General features: G+C 61.2%; 15 protein-coding genes. 6 read left to right on the top strand and 9 right to left on the bottom strand.

Annotation, left to right across the window (positions count from 1 at the left end; genetic code table 11):
• Positions 1–89 precede the first annotated feature (89 nt).
• Together lepA and BM400_RS00245 are read left to right on the top strand one after the other, a co-directional pair.
• Entirely contained in the window at positions 90–1,892 is a 1,803-nt protein-coding gene (lepA, locus tag BM400_RS00250; protein WP_089835534.1) for a translation elongation factor 4, read from the top strand.
• Positions 1,892–2,491, top strand: a complete 600-nt coding sequence (locus tag BM400_RS00245) for an HAD family hydrolase (protein ID WP_089835532.1) — start codon at positions 1,892–1,894, stop codon at positions 2,489–2,491. The genes lepA and BM400_RS00245 overlap by 1 nt, the downstream gene beginning before the upstream one ends.
• Before the next feature lie 53 nt (positions 2,492–2,544).
• Here BM400_RS00245 and BM400_RS00240 read toward each other — a convergent pair whose 3' ends face one another.
• From BM400_RS00240 to tyrS, 7 genes are read right to left on the bottom strand one after another with little or no spacing between them, the layout of a single operon-like run.
• The gene (locus BM400_RS00240) at positions 2,545–3,081 is read right to left on the bottom strand and encodes a lipocalin family protein (RefSeq protein WP_175528791.1); all 537 of its coding nucleotides are present in this window, start codon (positions 3,079–3,081) and stop codon (positions 2,545–2,547) included.
• A 53-nt stretch (positions 3,082–3,134) separates the two neighbouring features.
• Positions 3,135–5,846: a ribonuclease R family protein gene (locus BM400_RS00235; protein WP_089835528.1), complete on the bottom strand. Its 2,712-nt coding sequence runs from the start codon at positions 5,844–5,846 to the stop codon at positions 3,135–3,137.
• 33 nt (positions 5,847–5,879) lie between these two features.
• Positions 5,880–6,404: a peroxiredoxin family protein gene (locus BM400_RS00230; protein ID WP_089835526.1), complete on the bottom strand. Its 525-nt coding sequence runs from the start codon at positions 6,402–6,404 to the stop codon at positions 5,880–5,882.
• The gene (locus BM400_RS00225) at positions 6,401–7,024 is read right to left on the bottom strand and encodes a hypothetical protein (protein ID WP_089835524.1); all 624 of its coding nucleotides are present in this window, start codon (positions 7,022–7,024) and stop codon (positions 6,401–6,403) included. The genes BM400_RS00230 and BM400_RS00225 overlap by 4 nt, the downstream gene beginning before the upstream one ends.
• Complete coding sequence (locus BM400_RS00220) at positions 7,021–7,332, bottom strand: PadR family transcriptional regulator (RefSeq protein WP_089835522.1); 312 nt, start codon at positions 7,330–7,332, stop codon at positions 7,021–7,023. Before BM400_RS00220 ends, BM400_RS00225 begins: the two co-directional genes overlap by 4 nt.
• A 39-nt stretch (positions 7,333–7,371) precedes the next feature.
• On the bottom strand, positions 7,372–8,166 hold the full coding sequence (locus tag BM400_RS00215; RefSeq protein WP_089835520.1) for a hypothetical protein: 795 nt from the start codon (positions 8,164–8,166) through the stop codon (positions 7,372–7,374).
• A gap of 59 nt (positions 8,167–8,225) precedes the next feature.
• Positions 8,226–9,479: a tyrosine--tRNA ligase gene (tyrS, locus tag BM400_RS00210; protein WP_089835518.1), complete on the bottom strand. Its 1,254-nt coding sequence runs from the start codon at positions 9,477–9,479 to the stop codon at positions 8,226–8,228.
• 47 nt (positions 9,480–9,526) lie between these two features.
• Between tyrS and BM400_RS00205 the strand changes: the two genes are divergently transcribed.
• Both BM400_RS00205 and BM400_RS00200 read left to right on the top strand, forming a co-directional pair.
• Positions 9,527–10,411: an alpha/beta hydrolase gene (locus BM400_RS00205; RefSeq protein ID WP_089841307.1), complete on the top strand. Its 885-nt coding sequence runs from the start codon at positions 9,527–9,529 to the stop codon at positions 10,409–10,411.
• Between the two features lie 56 nt (positions 10,412–10,467).
• On the top strand, positions 10,468–12,891 hold the full coding sequence (locus BM400_RS00200) for a RelA/SpoT family protein (protein WP_089835515.1): 2,424 nt from the start codon (positions 10,468–10,470) through the stop codon (positions 12,889–12,891).
• Here the strand turns inward: BM400_RS00200 and BM400_RS00195 are convergent.
• Complete coding sequence (locus BM400_RS00195) at positions 12,888–13,919, bottom strand: acyltransferase family protein (RefSeq protein WP_141223754.1); 1,032 nt, start codon at positions 13,917–13,919, stop codon at positions 12,888–12,890. The two genes, BM400_RS00200 and BM400_RS00195, sit on opposite strands and share 4 nt — an antisense overlap.
• The gene (locus BM400_RS00190; protein ID WP_175528790.1) at positions 13,907–15,019 is read right to left on the bottom strand and encodes an acyltransferase family protein; all 1,113 of its coding nucleotides are present in this window, start codon (positions 15,017–15,019) and stop codon (positions 13,907–13,909) included. Before BM400_RS00190 ends, BM400_RS00195 begins: the two co-directional genes overlap by 13 nt.
• A 205-nt stretch (positions 15,020–15,224) precedes the next feature.
• Between BM400_RS00190 and BM400_RS00185 the strand changes: the two genes are divergently transcribed.
• Both BM400_RS00185 and BM400_RS00180 read left to right on the top strand, forming a co-directional pair.
• A complete protein-coding gene (locus tag BM400_RS00185; protein ID WP_089835509.1) occupies positions 15,225–15,824 on the top strand; it encodes a dTDP-4-dehydrorhamnose 3,5-epimerase family protein in 600 nt (199 codons plus the stop codon).
• Positions 15,821–16,726: an SDR family oxidoreductase gene (locus BM400_RS00180; RefSeq protein WP_089835507.1), complete on the top strand. Its 906-nt coding sequence runs from the start codon at positions 15,821–15,823 to the stop codon at positions 16,724–16,726. The genes BM400_RS00185 and BM400_RS00180 overlap by 4 nt, the downstream gene beginning before the upstream one ends.
• Positions 16,727–16,758 lie beyond the last annotated feature (32 nt).

Raw genomic sequence — 16,758 nt, 5'->3', positions numbered from 1 at the left:
ATCGCGAAGAGGGCGCGGGGATCGGGGAACAGGCGTCGAATCGCCTCCTCCCTGCTGTATCGTTATAGATTGAGGGTTTCGTCACGAGTATGGATCCAAGCCACATCCGCAACTTCGCCATCATTGCGCATATCGACCACGGCAAAAGCACCCTGTCCGACCGTCTCCTGGAGATGACGGGCTCGCTGACCTCACGCGAGATGCAGGCGCAGGTGCTCGACGCCATGGATCTCGAACGCGAGCGCGGCATCACGATCAAGGCGCATACGGTGCGCATGATGTACAAGGCCGAAGACGGCGAGACGTACCAGTTGAACCTGATCGACACACCCGGCCACGTCGACTTTTCGTATGAAGTATCGCGGTCGCTCGCCTCGTGCGAGGGCGCGCTGCTGGTGGTCGATGCCTCGCAGGGCGTGGAGGCGCAGACGCTGGCGAATGCGTATCTCGCCATCTCAAACGGCCTCGAAATTTTGCCGATCATTAATAAGATCGATCTTCCCTCTGCCGATATTGAACGCACCAAGGCCATGATCGAGAAGTCGGTCGGTCTACCCGCGGACGATGCGATTGCCGTTTCGGCGAAGACGGGTTTGAACGTGGCGTCCATCCTGGAGGCCGTGGTCACGCTTCTGCCTCCGCCGAAGGGCGATGTGAACGCTCCGCTCCAGGCGTTGATCTTCGATTCCTGGTTCGACCCATACAGAGGCGTCATCGTGCTGGCCAGGATCATCAACGGCAAGCTGCGCAAGGGCATGAAGATCCGGCTCATGTCCAACGGCAAGGTCTTCGACGTGGAGAGCATGGGCGTCATGACGCCGAAGCCAGTCGTGCTCGAAGAGCTTTCGGCGGGTGAGGTCGGATTCTTCGTCGCGACGATCAAGAATGTTGCCGACACGAAGGTCGGCGACACCATCACGGAAGACTCCCGCCCCTGCGCCGAAATGCTGCCGGGCTTCGAAGACATCAAGAGCATGGTCTTCGCCGGTCTCTATACCGTCGACTCACATGAACATGCGATGCTGCGCGACGCGCTCGAAAAGCTGCGGCTGAACGATGCAAGCTTCTCGTTCGAGCCGGAATCTTCGGCTGCGCTAGGCTTCGGCTTCCGCTGCGGCTTCCTTGGGCTTCTCCATCTGGAGATCATCCAGGAGCGTCTGGAGCGCGAGTACGACCTCGACCTCATCACCACAGCTCCCGGCGTGCGCTACAAGATCACCATGACCGACGGTAGTGTGCTCGAGGTGGACAACCCCTCGCGCTGGCCGGATCCGACGGAGATCGAGAGCATCGAGGAGCCCGCGATCATCGCGAAGATCCTCACCAACGAGGAGTACGTCGGCAACATCCTGAAGCTCGTCGAGGACAAGCGCGGACGCCAGCAGAACATCGAGTACGTCTCCGAGACGCGTGTGATGCTGACCTACGAGCTCCCCCTGAACGAGATCGTGCTGGACTTCTACGACCGCCTGAAGAGCGTCTCGCGCGGCTATGCTTCGCTCGACTACAACCTGGCCGGCATGTGGGTCTCGCCGATGGTGAAGATGGACATCCTCATCGGCGGCGAGCCAGTCGATGCGCTCTCGATCATCGTGCACCGTGACTTCGCGTACGACCGCGGCAAGGTGCTCGTGGAAAAGATGCGTGAGCTGATCCCGCGGCAGATGTTCGAGGTCGCGATCCAGGCCGCCATCGGCGCGAAGGTTATCGCGCGCTCGACCGTTACCGCCATCCGCAAGAACGTGATCGCGAAGTGCTACGGCGGCGACATCAGCCGGAAACGCAAGCTGCTCGACAAGCAGAAGGAAGGCAAGAAACGCATGAAGCGGATCGGCAAGGTCGATATCCCGCAGGAAGCGTTCCTCGCCGTATTGAAGATTGGAGAAGACTGATGTTGCTGGAACTGCCCGAAGGTCCGTTTGCGGCCTATCTGTTTGACTGCGACGGCACCATCGTCGACTCGATGCCGCTGCACTATGTCGCCTGGAAGAAGGCGCTCGGCGAGTGGAACGTGAACTTCGAAGAGAAGCTTTTTTACGCGTGGGGCGGCATGCCGGTGGTCGAGATCATCCGTTCGCTGAACGAGATGCATGGCGTCAACATGCCGGTCGAAGAGCTGCACCACCGCAAGGAAGGCCTCTACTACGAGATGCTCGGCGACCTGAAGGCCGTGCCCGAGGTGCTGGAGCATGTCCATGCGACCCACGGCAAGATTCCCTTCGCCGTCGTCTCCGGCTCGACCCGCGAGAGCGTGGTGAAGTCGCTCGAGATACTCGGCATCCTCGACAAGTTCGACACGCTGGTCTGCGCGGGCGAGTATGTGAACGGCAAGCCAGATCCGGAGCCGTTCCTGCTGGCGGCGGAGAAGCTGGGCGTCGACCCGAAGCTGTGCCTCGTCTTCGAAGACACCGAGATGGGGATTCAGTCGGCGACCGCTGCCGGGATGAAGTCGGTGAAAGTCATGCAGCCATGGGAACGTATCACGGCGTAAGCGACGCAAGAGACAAAGGGCAGGCGCTCAAGCGTCTGCCTTTTCCCTGCCGCTCAATGCCCGCTCTGCGGCATCATCACCAGCTTGGCCGAGCTGAACCCCATCGCATCCGCCTTGGCCTTGATCTCAGCCAGGGTCGCATCACTCATCGTGGGGGTACGCGAGAACACCCAGAGCTCCTTGCGATTCGGGCTTCCGCTCAGCGACCAGCTATAGTCCGGGGCCAGCGCAAATACCCAGTATTTCCGTGTGAACGGCCATAGCGTCGTGATCTTGAATCGACCGTCCAGGACCTTCTTATCCTGCGCCTTCGCGGTGATGTTGTTCGCATCATAGAAGCCGGCCTTCACCTTGCACGCCTCGACGAACTGAAGCTGGCTGGCCTTGTCCGCTTCGGCCACCAGTTGCGTCACATCACTTGCACACCGCTTGAGGCGCTTGCTGGGGTAACCCGCAATCGCATACCAGGTCCCGGCGTAACGGGCGTGGTCGAGTTGCGGCACAGCCGTCACGCTCTGTGCGCGAAGATCGAGTGTTCCAGCCACCAAAACCAATCCCACCGCCACTCGCAGCCAATCCCGCATCGTCATCTCCAAGGCTTTCCTATGGTTCGATGCTGGATTGCCTGTACGCGGCCAGCCCATTACTTCTTCTTCCGTTTACCCTTGTTCTTGCGGTCCTTCGTTCGTTCCTTGGTCTTCGACTTCCTCGGCTTGCCGCTGCGGTTAGGGCTTGGCTTCGACTCTGCCGCCGGCTGCTGCCCATCCACGCCGATCAGCGCAAACTGCAACCGTCGTTGTTGCTGGTCGATCCGGTCCAGCAGCACCCGCACGCGCTGTCCCATCTTGAAGACACGCCCCGAGCGCGTCCCGACGATCTGCCGGTCCGTATCCCGGAAGACGTATCGGTCCTCTTCCGTTCTTCGTCCGCGCGCTCCATCCAGCGCCCCCAGCGATGCGATGGGTACCAGCCCTTCAATAAACAGTTCGTCGAGCTCCACGAAGAAACCGTACTTCGTGCAGGAGAGGATAATCGCAGAGAAGTCCTCCCCCACGCGATCCTGCATGAAGCGCATCTTCTTCCACTCCATCAACTCGCGTTCGGCATCGTCGGCCCTGCGCTCCGACTGGCTTGACTCGCCCGCAATCGCCGCGAGCTCTTCGACCGGAATTGGTTCGGCATCGTACTGCGGACGAGCCACGAACTTCCTCTTACCGCCTGCCGCGGCTGCTGCCTTCGCGGCCCATGGCTGCGGGTCATCCGACCGAATCGCACCGCCTTCAGCCTCCGCGCCGCCCTGCAACAAGGCACGCAGCAAACGATGCACGATCAGATCCGGATACCGCCGAATCGGCGAGGTGAAGTGCGTGTAGCTCGGACTCGCCAGCGCAAAGTGTCCGACGTTCTGCTCGCTGTACCGCGCCTGCTTCAGCGACCGCAGCATCAGGAATGCGAGGATCCTCTCCTCGGCCGTGCCGGCGATCTTTGCCGTCAACCGCTGGTACATCTGCGGCGTTACGGGAATCTCGTCGGTCGTCACCTCGTGCGTACGTGCCTGTTTGCCGCTGCCCCGCGCATCGCGCCGGTCGGACTTCATCTGGACCTTCTTCACCGGCAGCGTCGCAATCCCGAGCGAGTACCCAAACGTCCCGGCTGTCTCCTCGAACTCCACGATGCGCTTCGGATCGGGCATCTCGTGGATGCGATAGATGCTCGGCGCCTGCGCTTCGAGCCAGTGCGCCACGCACTCGTTGGCCGAGAGCATGAACTCCTCGATCAGCCGGTGCGACCATCCACGCTCTGACCGTACGATCGACTCCATATTGCCCTGCGGATCGAAGCGGATCACCGGCTCGGGCAGATCGAAGTCAATGGACCCGCGGCGCTTCCTCTTCGCGTTGAGCAGCAGCGCCAGCGCATACATCTTCTCGAAGGTATCGCCGAGGTCGAGGAACTGATCGCGGATCGTCTTATCCTCGACGGTCTCGTGATCGAGAATCGCCTGCACCTGTGTGTACGTCATGCGCCGCGCCGAGCGGATGATGCCCTCGGCCACGCGGTAGCTGCTGATCTCGCCGCGCGCATCCACCTGCATGATGCACGACAGCACGAGCCGGTCCTCATCGGGACGCAGCGAACACATGCCGCTCGAAAGCTGCGGAGGCAGCATCGGCACGGCTCGATCCGGGAAGTAGACGCTCGTCCCGCGCAGACGCGCTTCAAGATCGAGGTCGGTCCCGGGCCTCACGTAGTGGCTCACATCCGCGATGTGCACCTGCAGCTCCCAGGTGCCATCCGGATGCGGCGTGACGTGGACGGCATCGTCGAAGTCACGCGCGGTCTCGCCATCGATGGTGACGATAGAGAGATGGCGGAAGTCTTCGCGCCACTTCAAATCTTCTTCTGCAAGCGTATCGACCGTCTGCTCCGCCGAGGCCGTCGCCTCCGCCAGCACGTTGGCCGGAAAGACATGCGGGATGTGGTGCTTGCGGATGACGATCTCGACATCCACCCCGAAGTCGTCGGGGCGTCCCAGTACCTCAATCACACGCCCCTTCGCGGGCCTGCCAGGAAGAGGAAAGTCGGTAATCTCCACATCGACCGCAAGCCCTTCGAGCGGCTCCCGCAACTCGGGATCCTTCCAGTCGAACGCGGCCGCCAGCGCCTCTTCACCCAGCACGCGATGCGCAACTTCGGTGGTCTGCGTCGCGGGCAACTCCAGGCCGTCGGGGATGAGGATCGGCTGACCCATGCGTTCGTCGAGCGGCGTCACATAGTTGCCATTGATCATCGGCGCGTTTTCCCAGGTGCTGCGCCGCCTCGTCCGCGCGTAGTGGAAGATGCCGACGACCGTCGGATTCCGCCGCGTCAGCACACGTGCAATGCGCCCGGAGCGACGCCCGTCGCGTCCCCGCGGAGCTTCATCGACGAGCACGAGATCGCCCTGCATCGCGCCGTTGATCTCATGCGGAGGAATAAACAGATCCTCATCGCGATTGGCCATCCCTTCAGGCCGCACAAATCCGAAGCCATCCCGATGCAGATCGAGCCTGCCCGTCAGCAGACGGTCGCGCGTGGCACGATGCTCTTCCGGAAGCTTCGGCTCCACGGCACGCGAAGGCCGCGCCGTCTTCTCCGGTGCCGCCGCGGGCAGAGACCACATCTCCGCGTCGATCTTGACCAGGTCGCCACGCAGCGTAATCCGACCGAGCTGCTCCAGAAGAAGCCTGCGCTCACGCCCGCCACCCAGACCAAGCTCGCGCACCAACTGCTTATACCCGGCGCGGTGGTTCGGGCTGCGCTCGATGCGCCGGATCAGGTCACGGTCGGTCTGCGGATACGGTGTATTTCCCATCCGCTTCAGAATAGCGCCGATCGTCCGCCAGCGTTATCGCAGTAACTCCCGAATATGCTTCTCGAAGTCCACGCGATCAACAACTCCGGCGTGCGACAGCGCGATGCGGCCTTCGCGATCGATCAGAAGCGTCAGCGGCATCTGCCCCAGGCCAAAGCTCTTCTCCATTACCGGCGTCCCGATCACGACAGGGTAGTCCATATGCCATTCCGACATAAACGGCTTCACGATCTTCATGCCGTCGTCGTCCGTCGACACTCCGATGACGGCGAGGCCACGCTCGCGATACTCCCTGTCGAACTCGATGTACCAGGGCAGTTCGAGCTTGCATCCGCCGCACCACGTCGCCCAGAAGTCCAGCAGGACGACCGTGCCTTTGTAGGCCGAGAGCGTCAGGGGTGTGCCCCGGTTATCGGTGAGCGTAAAGTCCGGTGCGATCCTGCGTTGCGCCGCCGGAATCAGGACATCGGGCGTCGTCTTCACATCCGTCGGCAAGGGATGTTGCCCATGGGCTGACAGAACAAGGGCGAGCAGGCAAAGTCCGCGGAAAGGCTTCATGCGTTCTCCATGCGTGAGGTACGAAGGGCAAAGAGCGCCGGCAGCAGCACGAAGATGCACGGCAGCAGGCAAGGGAAGACGACGCGATAAAACGTGAGATGGAAGACCGCGTCGTTCTGGGGTCCGTAGCGGGGGGCAGAGAACACCGGCCATACCGCCGCCATCAGCGCAATCATCACGCACAGCAACCTGGCCGTGGTGCGTGAGACGCACACAGCAAGCGTTCCCGCCGACCACGCGTAGAACGCGAGCATCGCGCATGCGGAGAGAAGACGTGGCATGACGTCAGTGACACCAACCCAGAACCCCGCATTCTGCAAAAGATGCGTGTCCGCGTTATCGATCCAGAACCACAGTGAGATCGCGACGCTCGATGCCGTACTCCGCGCCAGCGCAGTGAGGAGAAAGCTCAGCGGCAGCACAAGGACAAAGAAGGCAATCGCAGTGCGAGGCTCGGTGCAGGAAGCGGCGCCGCGTCGCAGCGCAAGACCGGCAATATCTCCTACGCTTGCAGCAAAGGTGCGGTTGGATTCGGCCAGATCGCCTAACACGGCTTCACGTTCGTGCGGAGCAAGGCCGCGCGCCACCCACTCCGTCACCAGCCACAGCGCTCGCCTCACTGAGGCCCCCAAGCGATGTCTCCGGTAATGCGCAACACGGCAGAGAAGAACGCCGACGCGTCTCTGCGGCCCGCGGGCGTCACCTGCACCATGCGTTTGGCGCGCCCGCCACGCTGGGCCGTTGCCTCGCCCATCCACGTCTTCACCAGGCCCTTTGTTTCCAGGCGATCGAGCGTCGTGTACAGCGCGCCGATCGAGCATGGGCCACCGGTAGCGTCTTCGATCTCGCGACGGATCGCTGCACCATATGCCTCACTATCGAGGCGGAGGCTGGCTGCAAGGATGAGGTATTCGAACTCGCCGATCATTAGTTCCACTTTGTAGAACTAATGATCGTTTGTCAACAGCTAGCGGGTCTCAATCATATTTGCTGCTTCGTTCAACGTGATGTTCGAGGGCAGCGGCTCGAACTTGTACTTCACTTCATCCGTCTGTTGCCCGATGGTCTTGAACAGCAGGGCGCGTCCGTCGATGTGAACGTGAGTCTCAGTGATCTGCCACAGCCCCGGCGCAATTTGGCTGCGTTCGACATTGAACGTACCGCCCTCACGCAGCTTGCCCAGCATCCCGAAGCCAATGTTGACGTCGTGCGAGAGCCTTCCGCGAATGACACGGATGCGATGCTGCTGCCGGTCGACGATGAGGTCGCCCTCCATCGCGGCCAGCACGCGCGATTCGATATCGGGTGCCTTGAAGTTCGCATCGGGCACAAAGTGCAGGGTGAGGTCGTTGCCGTCTGAGTTCGCGAGCGTCCATGTGAACGCCTTCGGCAGAAGGTTCAGCAGCTTCTCGGCGCTCTTGTCATCCTGCTCGCCATCGCGCTTCTGCTTGGCCTGCGCGCGCTTGTCGGTGACGAAGGAGTGGACTTTGGCCTCTTCAGCGGCGCGCTCCTGCGGCGTCAGCGGACGCCCGGACTCAGCGATCTTCTGTTTTACCTCGCCGTTTGCCGTGTCGACCACGTCGTAGACGCTGTTGTTCTCCTGCGTTTCGCGCATGCGATAGTGCCACAGCGAGTGGTCATTGCGTGCTGCGGCAAGCTCCGTGTTCACAGCCTGCTGGACCAGTGCCTGGGCGCTCTGTGCGCGGCACGGAACCGGGAGAACACTGAGAACGACCAGGGCGAGAACGGAGCGGGCGGCCATAATGCACAGTAGGATGCTGGCTCCGCCCGCGAAGGTTGCGAGGTCCCGATCAGGATCAGCTAAACCCAGACGACTCGAACCTGCCGCTTACCCAGTCGCAGCACCGGAGATTCACCCAGCGCCTCGCGGCTCAGGGTGCGTGCGGCGATCTTGGCTCCATTTAGGCTCACGGCATTGGCCGCCAGCTTGCGTGTCGCGTCGCCTGCCGATTCAGCCAGTCCAGTCATCGCGAGCAGCTTCGGAATCCTCAACTCGCCGGTCGCGGCATCCGTCAAACCTTCACTCGCGGTGTCGATCTCCACGGTCGGAGCATCCTCCGCAACGCCCCTCTGCTGAAACTGCGTTGCCCAGCTCTCCGCCGCCGCGTCGGCCTCGGCCACAGAATGAAAGTCCGCCGTAATCGTATGCGCGAGGTTCTTCTTCGCCTGCATCGGATGCAGCGCACCACTTGCGATATCGGCCTTCATCGCCTCAATCTGGCTGGTGCGCAGGTCGGTCAGCAGTGTCCAGAAGCGCCACATCAGCTCGTCCGAGATGCTCATCACCTTGCCATACATCTCCGGCGCCGGCTCATGGATGCCGATGGCATTCCCATAAGACTTCGACATCTTCTGCACGCCGTCCAGTCCTTCCAGGATCGGCACCATCAGGATCGATTGCTGCGGTTGCCCATAGTGCTTCTGCAGATCGCGTCCGCGCATCAGGTTGAACTTCTGGTCCGTGCCGCCCAGCTCCACGTCGCACTGGAGCGCGACCGAGTCGAAACCCTGCGCGATGGGGTAGATCAGCTCGTGCAGCGCGATCGGCTGCTCGGCGTTGAAGCGCTTGGTGAAGTCCTCCCGTTCGAGCATCTGCGACACGGTAAATTGAGCCATCAGCTTCACCATGTCGTAGTAGCTCAGCTTGTCCAGCCACTCGGAGTTGTACCGCACCTCGGTCTTCTCGGGATCGAGAATCTTGAAGACCTGCTCCTTGTAGCTCTGCGCGTTCTCGGCAATCTGCTCCGGCGTCAGCGGCTTCCGCGTGACGTTGCGCCCGGTCGGATCGCCGATCAGGGCGGTCGAATCGCCGATCAGGAAGATGACCGTGTGCCCAAGCTGCTGGAAGTGCCGCAGCTTGCGGATCAGCACCGTATGGCCCAGGTGCAGGTCGGGCGCGGTGGGGTCGAAGCCGGCCTTGATGCGCAGCGGCACACCGCTGGCGACAGACTTCGCAAGCCGCTCTTTCAGGGCTTCCAAAGGAAGGATTTCGGCAGCGCCTTTGGCGATGAGGTCGAGTTGTTCTTCTACGGGCAGAAACGTTTGTTCGGACATGATGATCTCTGTCGATTCTACCGTGCTGATGCCGTAGCATGGCTCGGATGAAAATTCTCGCGTCTCTTCTCCTTCTCGCGGCGGTCCCCAGTCTGGCGCAGCAGCGCACACTCCCGCTCTGGCCTAACGGTACCCCCGAGCCGAGCAGGGTCGTCGGCCCGGAGATCGATCCCACCACGGACCGGGACAGGATGATCCTGGGCAAGACCTCCACGCGCGTCACCAACATCAGCAAGCCCAGCCTGACGCTCTTCCCGGCCCCTGCGGGCAAAAACAACGGGGCGGCGGCGGTGGTCTTCCCCGGCGGAGGCTACTCCCTGCTCGCCGACCTGCACGAAGGCGTCGAGGTCTGCCAGTGGCTGAACTCTCTGGGGATGACCTGCCTGATGGTGAAGTACCGTGTCCCGGAGCCGGGCCGCTTCCCGGAGAACGTCGAGGATCTCGAGGACGCCCAGCAGGCCATGCGCATCACGCACGAGCACGCCGCGGAGTGGGGTATCGACCAGAGCAAGATCGGCGTCGTCGGTTTTTCTGCCGGCGCGCACCTGGCGGTTGTTCTCAGTACCCATCCGGATGATCACAGCAACCCGAAGGCTCCTGGCCCCACGGGTGCGGAGCGGCCTGCCTTCCAGATGATCGTCTATCCGGCCTACACCACCGAGAACGGGAAGGTCGTCGAGGCGGTCAAACCCACGGCCAACGTGCCTCCGACGTTCCTCGTGCAGGCGGAAGACGATGGCGTGAAGGTGGAGAGCAGCGTGCTCTATTTCCTCGCCCTGAAAGACGCGAAGGTGCCGGCGGAGATGCATATCTACGCCGAGGGTGGCCACGGCTACGGATTGCGGGCGACCGCGCTCCCGATCGGCGTCTGGCCGTCGCTGGCGGAAAAGTGGCTTCACTCGATCCGTATCCTCGGCCCGGCAGTCCCGTAAAACGCGGTTTTCCGCCGTTGCCACGCCAGTTCCAGATTGCCCGCTTATAATGACCTATGGCAATCGATCCCAAGGTCTCCCCTGATCCTTTCGGTTCTGCCGCCCCGGTGCAAGCGCCCGGGACGCCCGAGAGCGGGATTGCCCTGGAATCGCCCGCAACGTCGCTCAACGAACCCAGCGGAGCCTTTCCTCCGCTTTCGCCGCAGGTGGAGCTTGCCAACGGCATCTCCTCCGCCGAATTCGTGCCCGGCTTCCCCCCGGAAGTTCCCGCCGACATCGACGCCCAGTTCGAGACGCTTCTCCGCACCGTGCAGATCAACCGCCCCAGCGACGATCTCGAGATCATCCGCAAGGCGTGGCTCTTCTGCCTGCAACAGCATAAGGGCCAGAACCGCGCCAGTGGCGAGCCCTACATCATCCATCCGCTGGAGGTCGGCCAGATCCTCGCCGAACTCAAGATGGACTCGACCGCCATCGCCGCCGGTCTGCTGCACGACGCCGTTGAGGACACCGACGTCACCTCCCCAGAGATCGCCGTTCGCTTCGGCGACCAGGTCGCGCATATCGTCGAGGGCGTCACCAAACTCGACAAGATCAAGTTCGCCAACCGCGAAGACCACCAGGCCGAAAACATCCGCAAGATGCTTCTCGCCATGGTCTCGGACATGCGCGTCGTCATCATCAAGCTGGCCGACCGCCTGCACAACATGCGCACGCTCGGCGCGTTGAAGCCCGAAAAGCAGCAGCGCATCGCCCGTGAGACCCTCGAGGTCTACGCCCCGCTCGCGCACCGTCTCGGCATGGGCAAGCTGCGCGGCGAACTCGAAGACCTCGCCTTCAAGTACACAGACGCCTTCGCCTACCAGAAACTGGAGAAGGAGGTCGAAGCCCTGAGCGGCCCGAACACGCGCTTCCTTGAAACCGTCGTCGGCAACATCGAGACGCTGCTCGTCCAGCACCACATCCAGGGCCGCGTTGAATCCCGCGTCAAGCGTCTCTACTCCATCCAGCAGAAGCTCACGACGCAGAACGTTCCGGTCGAACAGGTCTTCGACCTGCTTGCCGTCCGCATCATCTGTAAAACCGTGGCGGAGTGTTACGCACTGCTTTATCCGCTCCGCACCACATGGCATCCCGTCCCCGGCCGCAGCAAGGACTTCATCTCCCAACCCCGCCAGAACCAGTACCAATCTCTCCACGAAACCCTCATCGGCCCCGGTGGCCACCAGTTCGAGGTGCAGATTCGCACCGAGGAGATGCATCGCGTCGCTGAAGAGGGAATCGCTGCCCACTGGAAGTACAAGGCATCCGACTCCGTGACCGCCAAGGACGAGCAGAAGCTCGCCTGGGTTCGCCAGATGCTGGAGTGGCAGAAGGAGATGACCGACCCCAACGAGTTCATGTCCACGCTCAAGATGGATATGTACCCCGAGGAGGTCTACACCTTTACCCCCAAGGGCAAGGTCGTCGTCCTGCCCAAGGACGCCAGCCCCATCGACTTCGCGTATACCATCCACACCGAGGTCGGAAACACCACTATCGGCGCGAAGGTCAACAACCGCATCGTGCCCCTCCGCACCAAGCTGCGCAACGGCGATATCGTCGAGATCACCACGCAGGCTGGCCACGCGCCCAGCCGCGACTGGCTCACCTTTACCAAGAGTTCCCGCGCACGCAACAAGATCAAGCACTGGCTCAATGAGCACCAGCGCGAGCGCGCCATCGAGGTCGGCAAGAAGCTCCTCGACCGCGAGGCCCGCAAGTACAAGATGGCGCTCAGCAAGTACTCCGAGGCCGACTACGACAAGGTTGCCGGAGAGTACGGCCTCGGCACCCAGGCCGAGCTTCTGGCCGGCGTCGGCTTCGGCAAGTTCACTGCCCGCCAGGTGCTCAACAAGCTCGAACCCGGCAGTACGCTACCCGTCGAGGCGCCCGCGCCCGAAGCCGGTGTCGGCAATGCTATCGGCCAGATGTCCGACGCGGTCAAGCGCGTCTTCTTCGGAAAGGGATCGGACTCGCTCCAGGTCGAAGGCCAGGATGACCTGCTCGTCTACCGCGCACGCTGTTGTAACCCCATCCGTGGTGAAGAGATCGTCGGCTATGTGACGCGCGGTAAGGGTGTCGCGGTCCATGCCCGAAGCTGTCCCAACGTGCAGAACCTGTTGTACGAGTCCGATCGCCGCATCCAGGTCGAGTGGTCCGCACCTCCCATGGAGCCCGGCACAGTGAAGCAGCAGACATATCCTGTGAAGCTCACCGTACTCTGCGAGGATCGCGCCGGCATGCTCAAGGAGTTCACGGCCATCATCTCGGACGAGGGCACGAACATCCGCAGCGTCGATACCAAGCCCACGCCCGACGGCAACGCGATCGTCGACTTCGTGGTGGAGACGGTCGACGTGCGTCATCTGAACCGTCTGGTATTGAATCTGCGCAAGGTTCCCGGCGTGCAGGACGTCCACCGCGTGCAGAAGATCTAGAGATACGCGTCCAGATGCTTCTGCTCGTAGCGCTTTTCGGCCTTGGCCGCGAGCTTCGCTCCGAGGTTGATCATCGGCTTCTCCAGCAGGTGATAAGCCGCTACTGAGAGTACCGCGATAGCCACGATCGTCACGCCCAACTGCATCCACAGCGACCGCCCAGCCAGCACATAGAATCCGAACACAAGCGCAAACGGATGGCTCAGGTAGATCCCATAGGAGTACTTCGCTATCTCGTGGCTTACCCGCGCCACAAGCCCGAAGTTGATCGGATGAAAGAAGGGAAGACCAATCCCAAGCGCAAGGCAAAGCGGCCACGAAGCTCCCACTGAAGGCCACATCATAAACAATACCGTCAGCAGAAGCAGGAACCCTGGAAACAACCATCCCGGTGCGCGTGGCCGCACCCGTCGAAACAGGACATAGGCCATCACGCCGGGCAGAAAGCACGGAATCACCGTGGCGAACTGGTTGCCGTCCTCGAGCATCCTGAAGCTCAGCCCTGCCGCCAGCGCCCAGAACAAAAGCAGAGGCCAAAGAGTGAAGTTCCGGCGCACAAAGAAGAACAGCACAGGCAGCAGGAGGTACATATCCACCTCCAACGGCAGCGACCACAGCACGCCCAGGATGTTATCCCGGTCGAAGAGGTTCTGCGTCAGCGTGCCGTTCGAGAGTATTGTTTGGAGATCCGGATGGATGGCAACGAAGAAATCGTTGGGGCTTCCTCCCACGGGTGCCCGCAACACGACCGCAAACAACAAGGCCACCAATACCAGCGGATAGATCCTGAAGCCGCGGCGAATATAAAAGTCCAACGTGTGCGGCTTGCGTTCCAGAGACCACATCAGCACCAGACAAGTGTGCACGAAGAACATATACACCCCGGCGACGCCAATCCACGCCGGCTCCCATCGCCCCACAACGGCGACCTTCTGAGCGAGCAGGACATGGTCCAGCACGACCAGTCCAATGGCAAACGAGCGCATCACATCAAGATTGACCTTGGGCTGCATGCTTACCTGGTCCACCGCTCCTTCAGGCGGATAAACGGTGATTCGAAGAAATGGAAGCTGAGTGACGCGAGGATAAGCGTGCAGATCAGGCCAAGGACGGATGCGTTGAACATGCTGTTGCCGGGCATAGACTTCACGGCCTTGTAGTAGAAGGCCTTCGGAATATCATGCAGCACGTAGGCCCCGTAGCTGATGCGACCGATCCACCGCAGGGGTGCCGGAGAGAAGATCCTGCTTGTCCACGAACGCGGCTGGATGGCGAGCACGATCAGCGCGGCAGCGAAGATATCGATGAAGGTCAGTCCCCAGGTGAACTTCCAGTCCGGGTAGTCGTCGTAACGCAGCGTGCGCGCGTCCGGATTCAGTACAAGCCAGACGATGACTGTCGCGACACACAGTGCGAAGACGACACGAGCTGCCTTGTAGAGCGCCGCACCGTGGCCTCCACGCAGCAGCAGCGCAAGGAGGCCACCCAGCAGAAGGCTGTCGGCTCGGAAGAACGTGGCGCGATAGAGGACCTCGCCATTCAGCATGAACTCCGGCAGCCGGTCGTTCCCGATCGCGCGCGCAACAGGAGTCAGGACGACGACCGCGAGGCAAAGCCACAGCAGACGTTTGCGATCCTTCACCCAGAAGACCACCCATGGCCATAGCAGGTAGAACTGCTCTTCCACGCACAGCGACCAGAAGTGGCCGAGGTAAAGGCGAAGACCATGAATGGTCCGGCTTAGCGGTTGTGCATCGGCAAGAAGCTGCAGGGGAGAATCCGGGGTGTAAGGATGCAGAAAACGCGCGAAGTTGCCGAGATAAGCCGGCCAGACGAGCCATGTCGTATCGATCTGCCACTTGAAAAGCGGCCACGTCAGCAGCACGAGCAGGAACGCCGCATAGTACAGCGGAAAGATCCGGAGTGTGCGTCGGATATAGAAGTTCCACACACGGTGCGGCTTTTCCTTCGTGTCGAAAAGAATGCCCGTGATCAGAAAACCTGAGAGGACGAAGAAAATATCGACGCCCGTCCAGCCCCACGACAGCCCGAAGTAGTGCTGGCCGAAGACCATCAAAAACGCCAGGGCTCGCACGCCGTCCAGAGCCGGGTAGAAAACGCGGTTCACTGGTCCGGGATCCTCGATTGCCGGATGTGAGAAGGAGGGCGAATCTGAATCCGGCATGCCGGAAACGATGGGGTGCGATGTAAGCAGGGAGACTCCAACGTAGAGACGTTTACGCACGAGTATATATAACAGGTCAGAAAGCCGCTCAGGGACGCACGAGAGAGGCAAGCAACTCCTGGCTCCTTTTGTATGATCCAAAGACGATATGTCATCCATCGCAATTCCGCCAAAGAACACCCGCTCTCGTAACCTCTGTTTTACGGAGAGCCAACTCCCCGGATGTTTTTCCGTTCAGTTTCCTGCATTTGAGGACGATCGCGGTCTGTTTGTAAAGACAGTGCAGCGTTCCGCGTTTGAGCGGCAGGGACTACGGGGGGATTTCGTCGAGACCTTTCATACTGTCTCGAACGACAGGGTTTTGCGAGGGATGCATTTCCAGGTTCCCCCGGTCGACCATGCGAAGCTGGTGTATTGTGTCTCCGGTGCCGTGTGGGACGTCGCACTCGATCTGAGAGTCGGTTCCCCCACATTCGGGGAGCATGCGGTCTATGAGCTTTCCGTGCAGGCGAACAACGCCGTCTACTTGCCAAGCGGAATTGCGCATGGTTTTGTGGTTCTCAATGGACCTGCTGATGTGATGTATCACGTGACTTCCGAGCATGATCCCGTACACGATCAGGGCGTCCTGTGGAGTTCCTTCGGCGCACCATGGCCGGGGGACGATCTCATCATCTCGGCTCGCGACCGCGCACTAATCCCATTTGCGGAGTTTGAGAGCCCATTTCGCTTTGAGGCCAGGCAATGAAGCAGCAGTCACGCTCTCTGATCATTGGGGCGACGGGCCAGATCGGAAGGCAGATGCTGAGTCGTCTTGGCGACCATGCGCTTCCGACAACACGCGCTGCGGACTTAATCCCGGGATGGCTACCCCTTGATCTCGCCGCCATCGCGACAGCGGATGACGCAGAGCGCGTTTTGGCGAGTGTTCCCCTGCATGCGATCTTTTGCCTTGCAGGAATGACCAACGTCGAGGCCTGCGAAGACCAGCAGGCACTGGCCACACGTGTAAATACAGAAGCACCTGGCGCCCTCGCCGTAGTGGCTGCACGACGTGGCATTCCGTTTGTCTACTTCTCCACGGAGTATGTCTTTGATGGAATGGGTGGCCCCTATCTGGAAGAGGATGACGCTCACCCGCTGAGCGTCTACGGAAGCAGCAAATGGCGGGGCGAGTTAGCCGTTCGAGAAGCCTGCCCTGACGCGTTGATCCTGCGTACGACCGTCGTGTACGGTCTCGACCGCGAGCGGAAGAACTTCGTCTATGGCCTGATGCGAAAGCTGGCGGCGGGGGAGACAATGCGTGTGCCTAACGATCAGGTCTCCACGCCAACCTATAATGTGGATCTTGCGACCGTGACCCAGACCCTTGTTGAACGTGGTGCTTCCGGCATCTTTCATGTCTGCGGACCCGAGTTGCTGAGTCGCCTTGAGTTTGCGCGCCGTGTCGCAGAAGAGCTGGGCCTGGATGCATCGCTCATCGAAGGCGTATCCACCACAGCGCTTGGTCAACGGGCTCCGCGTCCTTTGGATGCAGGCCTGCGTATCGATAAACTCAGGAGTCTTCATCCCGACCTGACCATGCATACGGTCGCAGAAAGCTTTGACGATCTGCGCTCAGCTCTAAGGGAGCAGGGCGTTGCAGGGTGATCGTGGGGGGGTGTTATATACTGCAGAAACTC

The sequence above is a fragment of the Granulicella pectinivorans genome (assembly GCF_900114625.1).
Taxonomy (GTDB): Bacteria; Acidobacteriota; Terriglobia; order Terriglobales; family Acidobacteriaceae; genus Edaphobacter; species Edaphobacter pectinivorans.
The sequence above is the reverse complement of the archived record's forward strand: the minus strand, read 5'-3'. Positions and strand labels throughout refer to the sequence as shown.

Excerpts from the sequence above, each read along its gene's own strand:
- lepA (WP_089835534.1), top strand. The coding sequence starts at position 90 with ATGGATCCAAGCCACATCCGCAACTTCGCCATCATTGCGCATATCGAC.
- BM400_RS00245 (WP_089835532.1), top strand. The coding sequence starts at position 1,892 with ATGTTGCTGGAACTGCCCGAAGGTCCGTTTGCGGCCTATCTGTTTGAC.
- BM400_RS00240 (WP_175528791.1), bottom strand. The coding sequence starts at position 3,081 with ATGACGATGCGGGATTGGCTGCGAGTGGCGGTGGGATTGGTTTTGGTG.
- BM400_RS00235 (WP_089835528.1), bottom strand. The coding sequence starts at position 5,846 with ATGGGAAATACACCGTATCCGCAGACCGACCGTGACCTGATCCGGCGC.
- BM400_RS00230 (WP_089835526.1), bottom strand. The coding sequence starts at position 6,404 with ATGAAGCCTTTCCGCGGACTTTGCCTGCTCGCCCTTGTTCTGTCAGCC.
- BM400_RS00220 (WP_089835522.1), bottom strand. The coding sequence starts at position 7,332 with ATGATCGGCGAGTTCGAATACCTCATCCTTGCAGCCAGCCTCCGCCTC.
- BM400_RS00215 (WP_089835520.1), bottom strand. The coding sequence starts at position 8,166 with ATGGCCGCCCGCTCCGTTCTCGCCCTGGTCGTTCTCAGTGTTCTCCCG.
- tyrS (WP_089835518.1), bottom strand. The coding sequence starts at position 9,479 with ATGTCCGAACAAACGTTTCTGCCCGTAGAAGAACAACTCGACCTCATC.
- BM400_RS00205 (WP_089841307.1), top strand. The coding sequence starts at position 9,527 with ATGAAAATTCTCGCGTCTCTTCTCCTTCTCGCGGCGGTCCCCAGTCTG.
- BM400_RS00200 (WP_089835515.1), top strand. The coding sequence starts at position 10,468 with ATGGCAATCGATCCCAAGGTCTCCCCTGATCCTTTCGGTTCTGCCGCC.
- BM400_RS00185 (WP_089835509.1), top strand. The coding sequence starts at position 15,225 with ATGTCATCCATCGCAATTCCGCCAAAGAACACCCGCTCTCGTAACCTC.
- BM400_RS00180 (WP_089835507.1), top strand. The coding sequence starts at position 15,821 with ATGAAGCAGCAGTCACGCTCTCTGATCATTGGGGCGACGGGCCAGATC.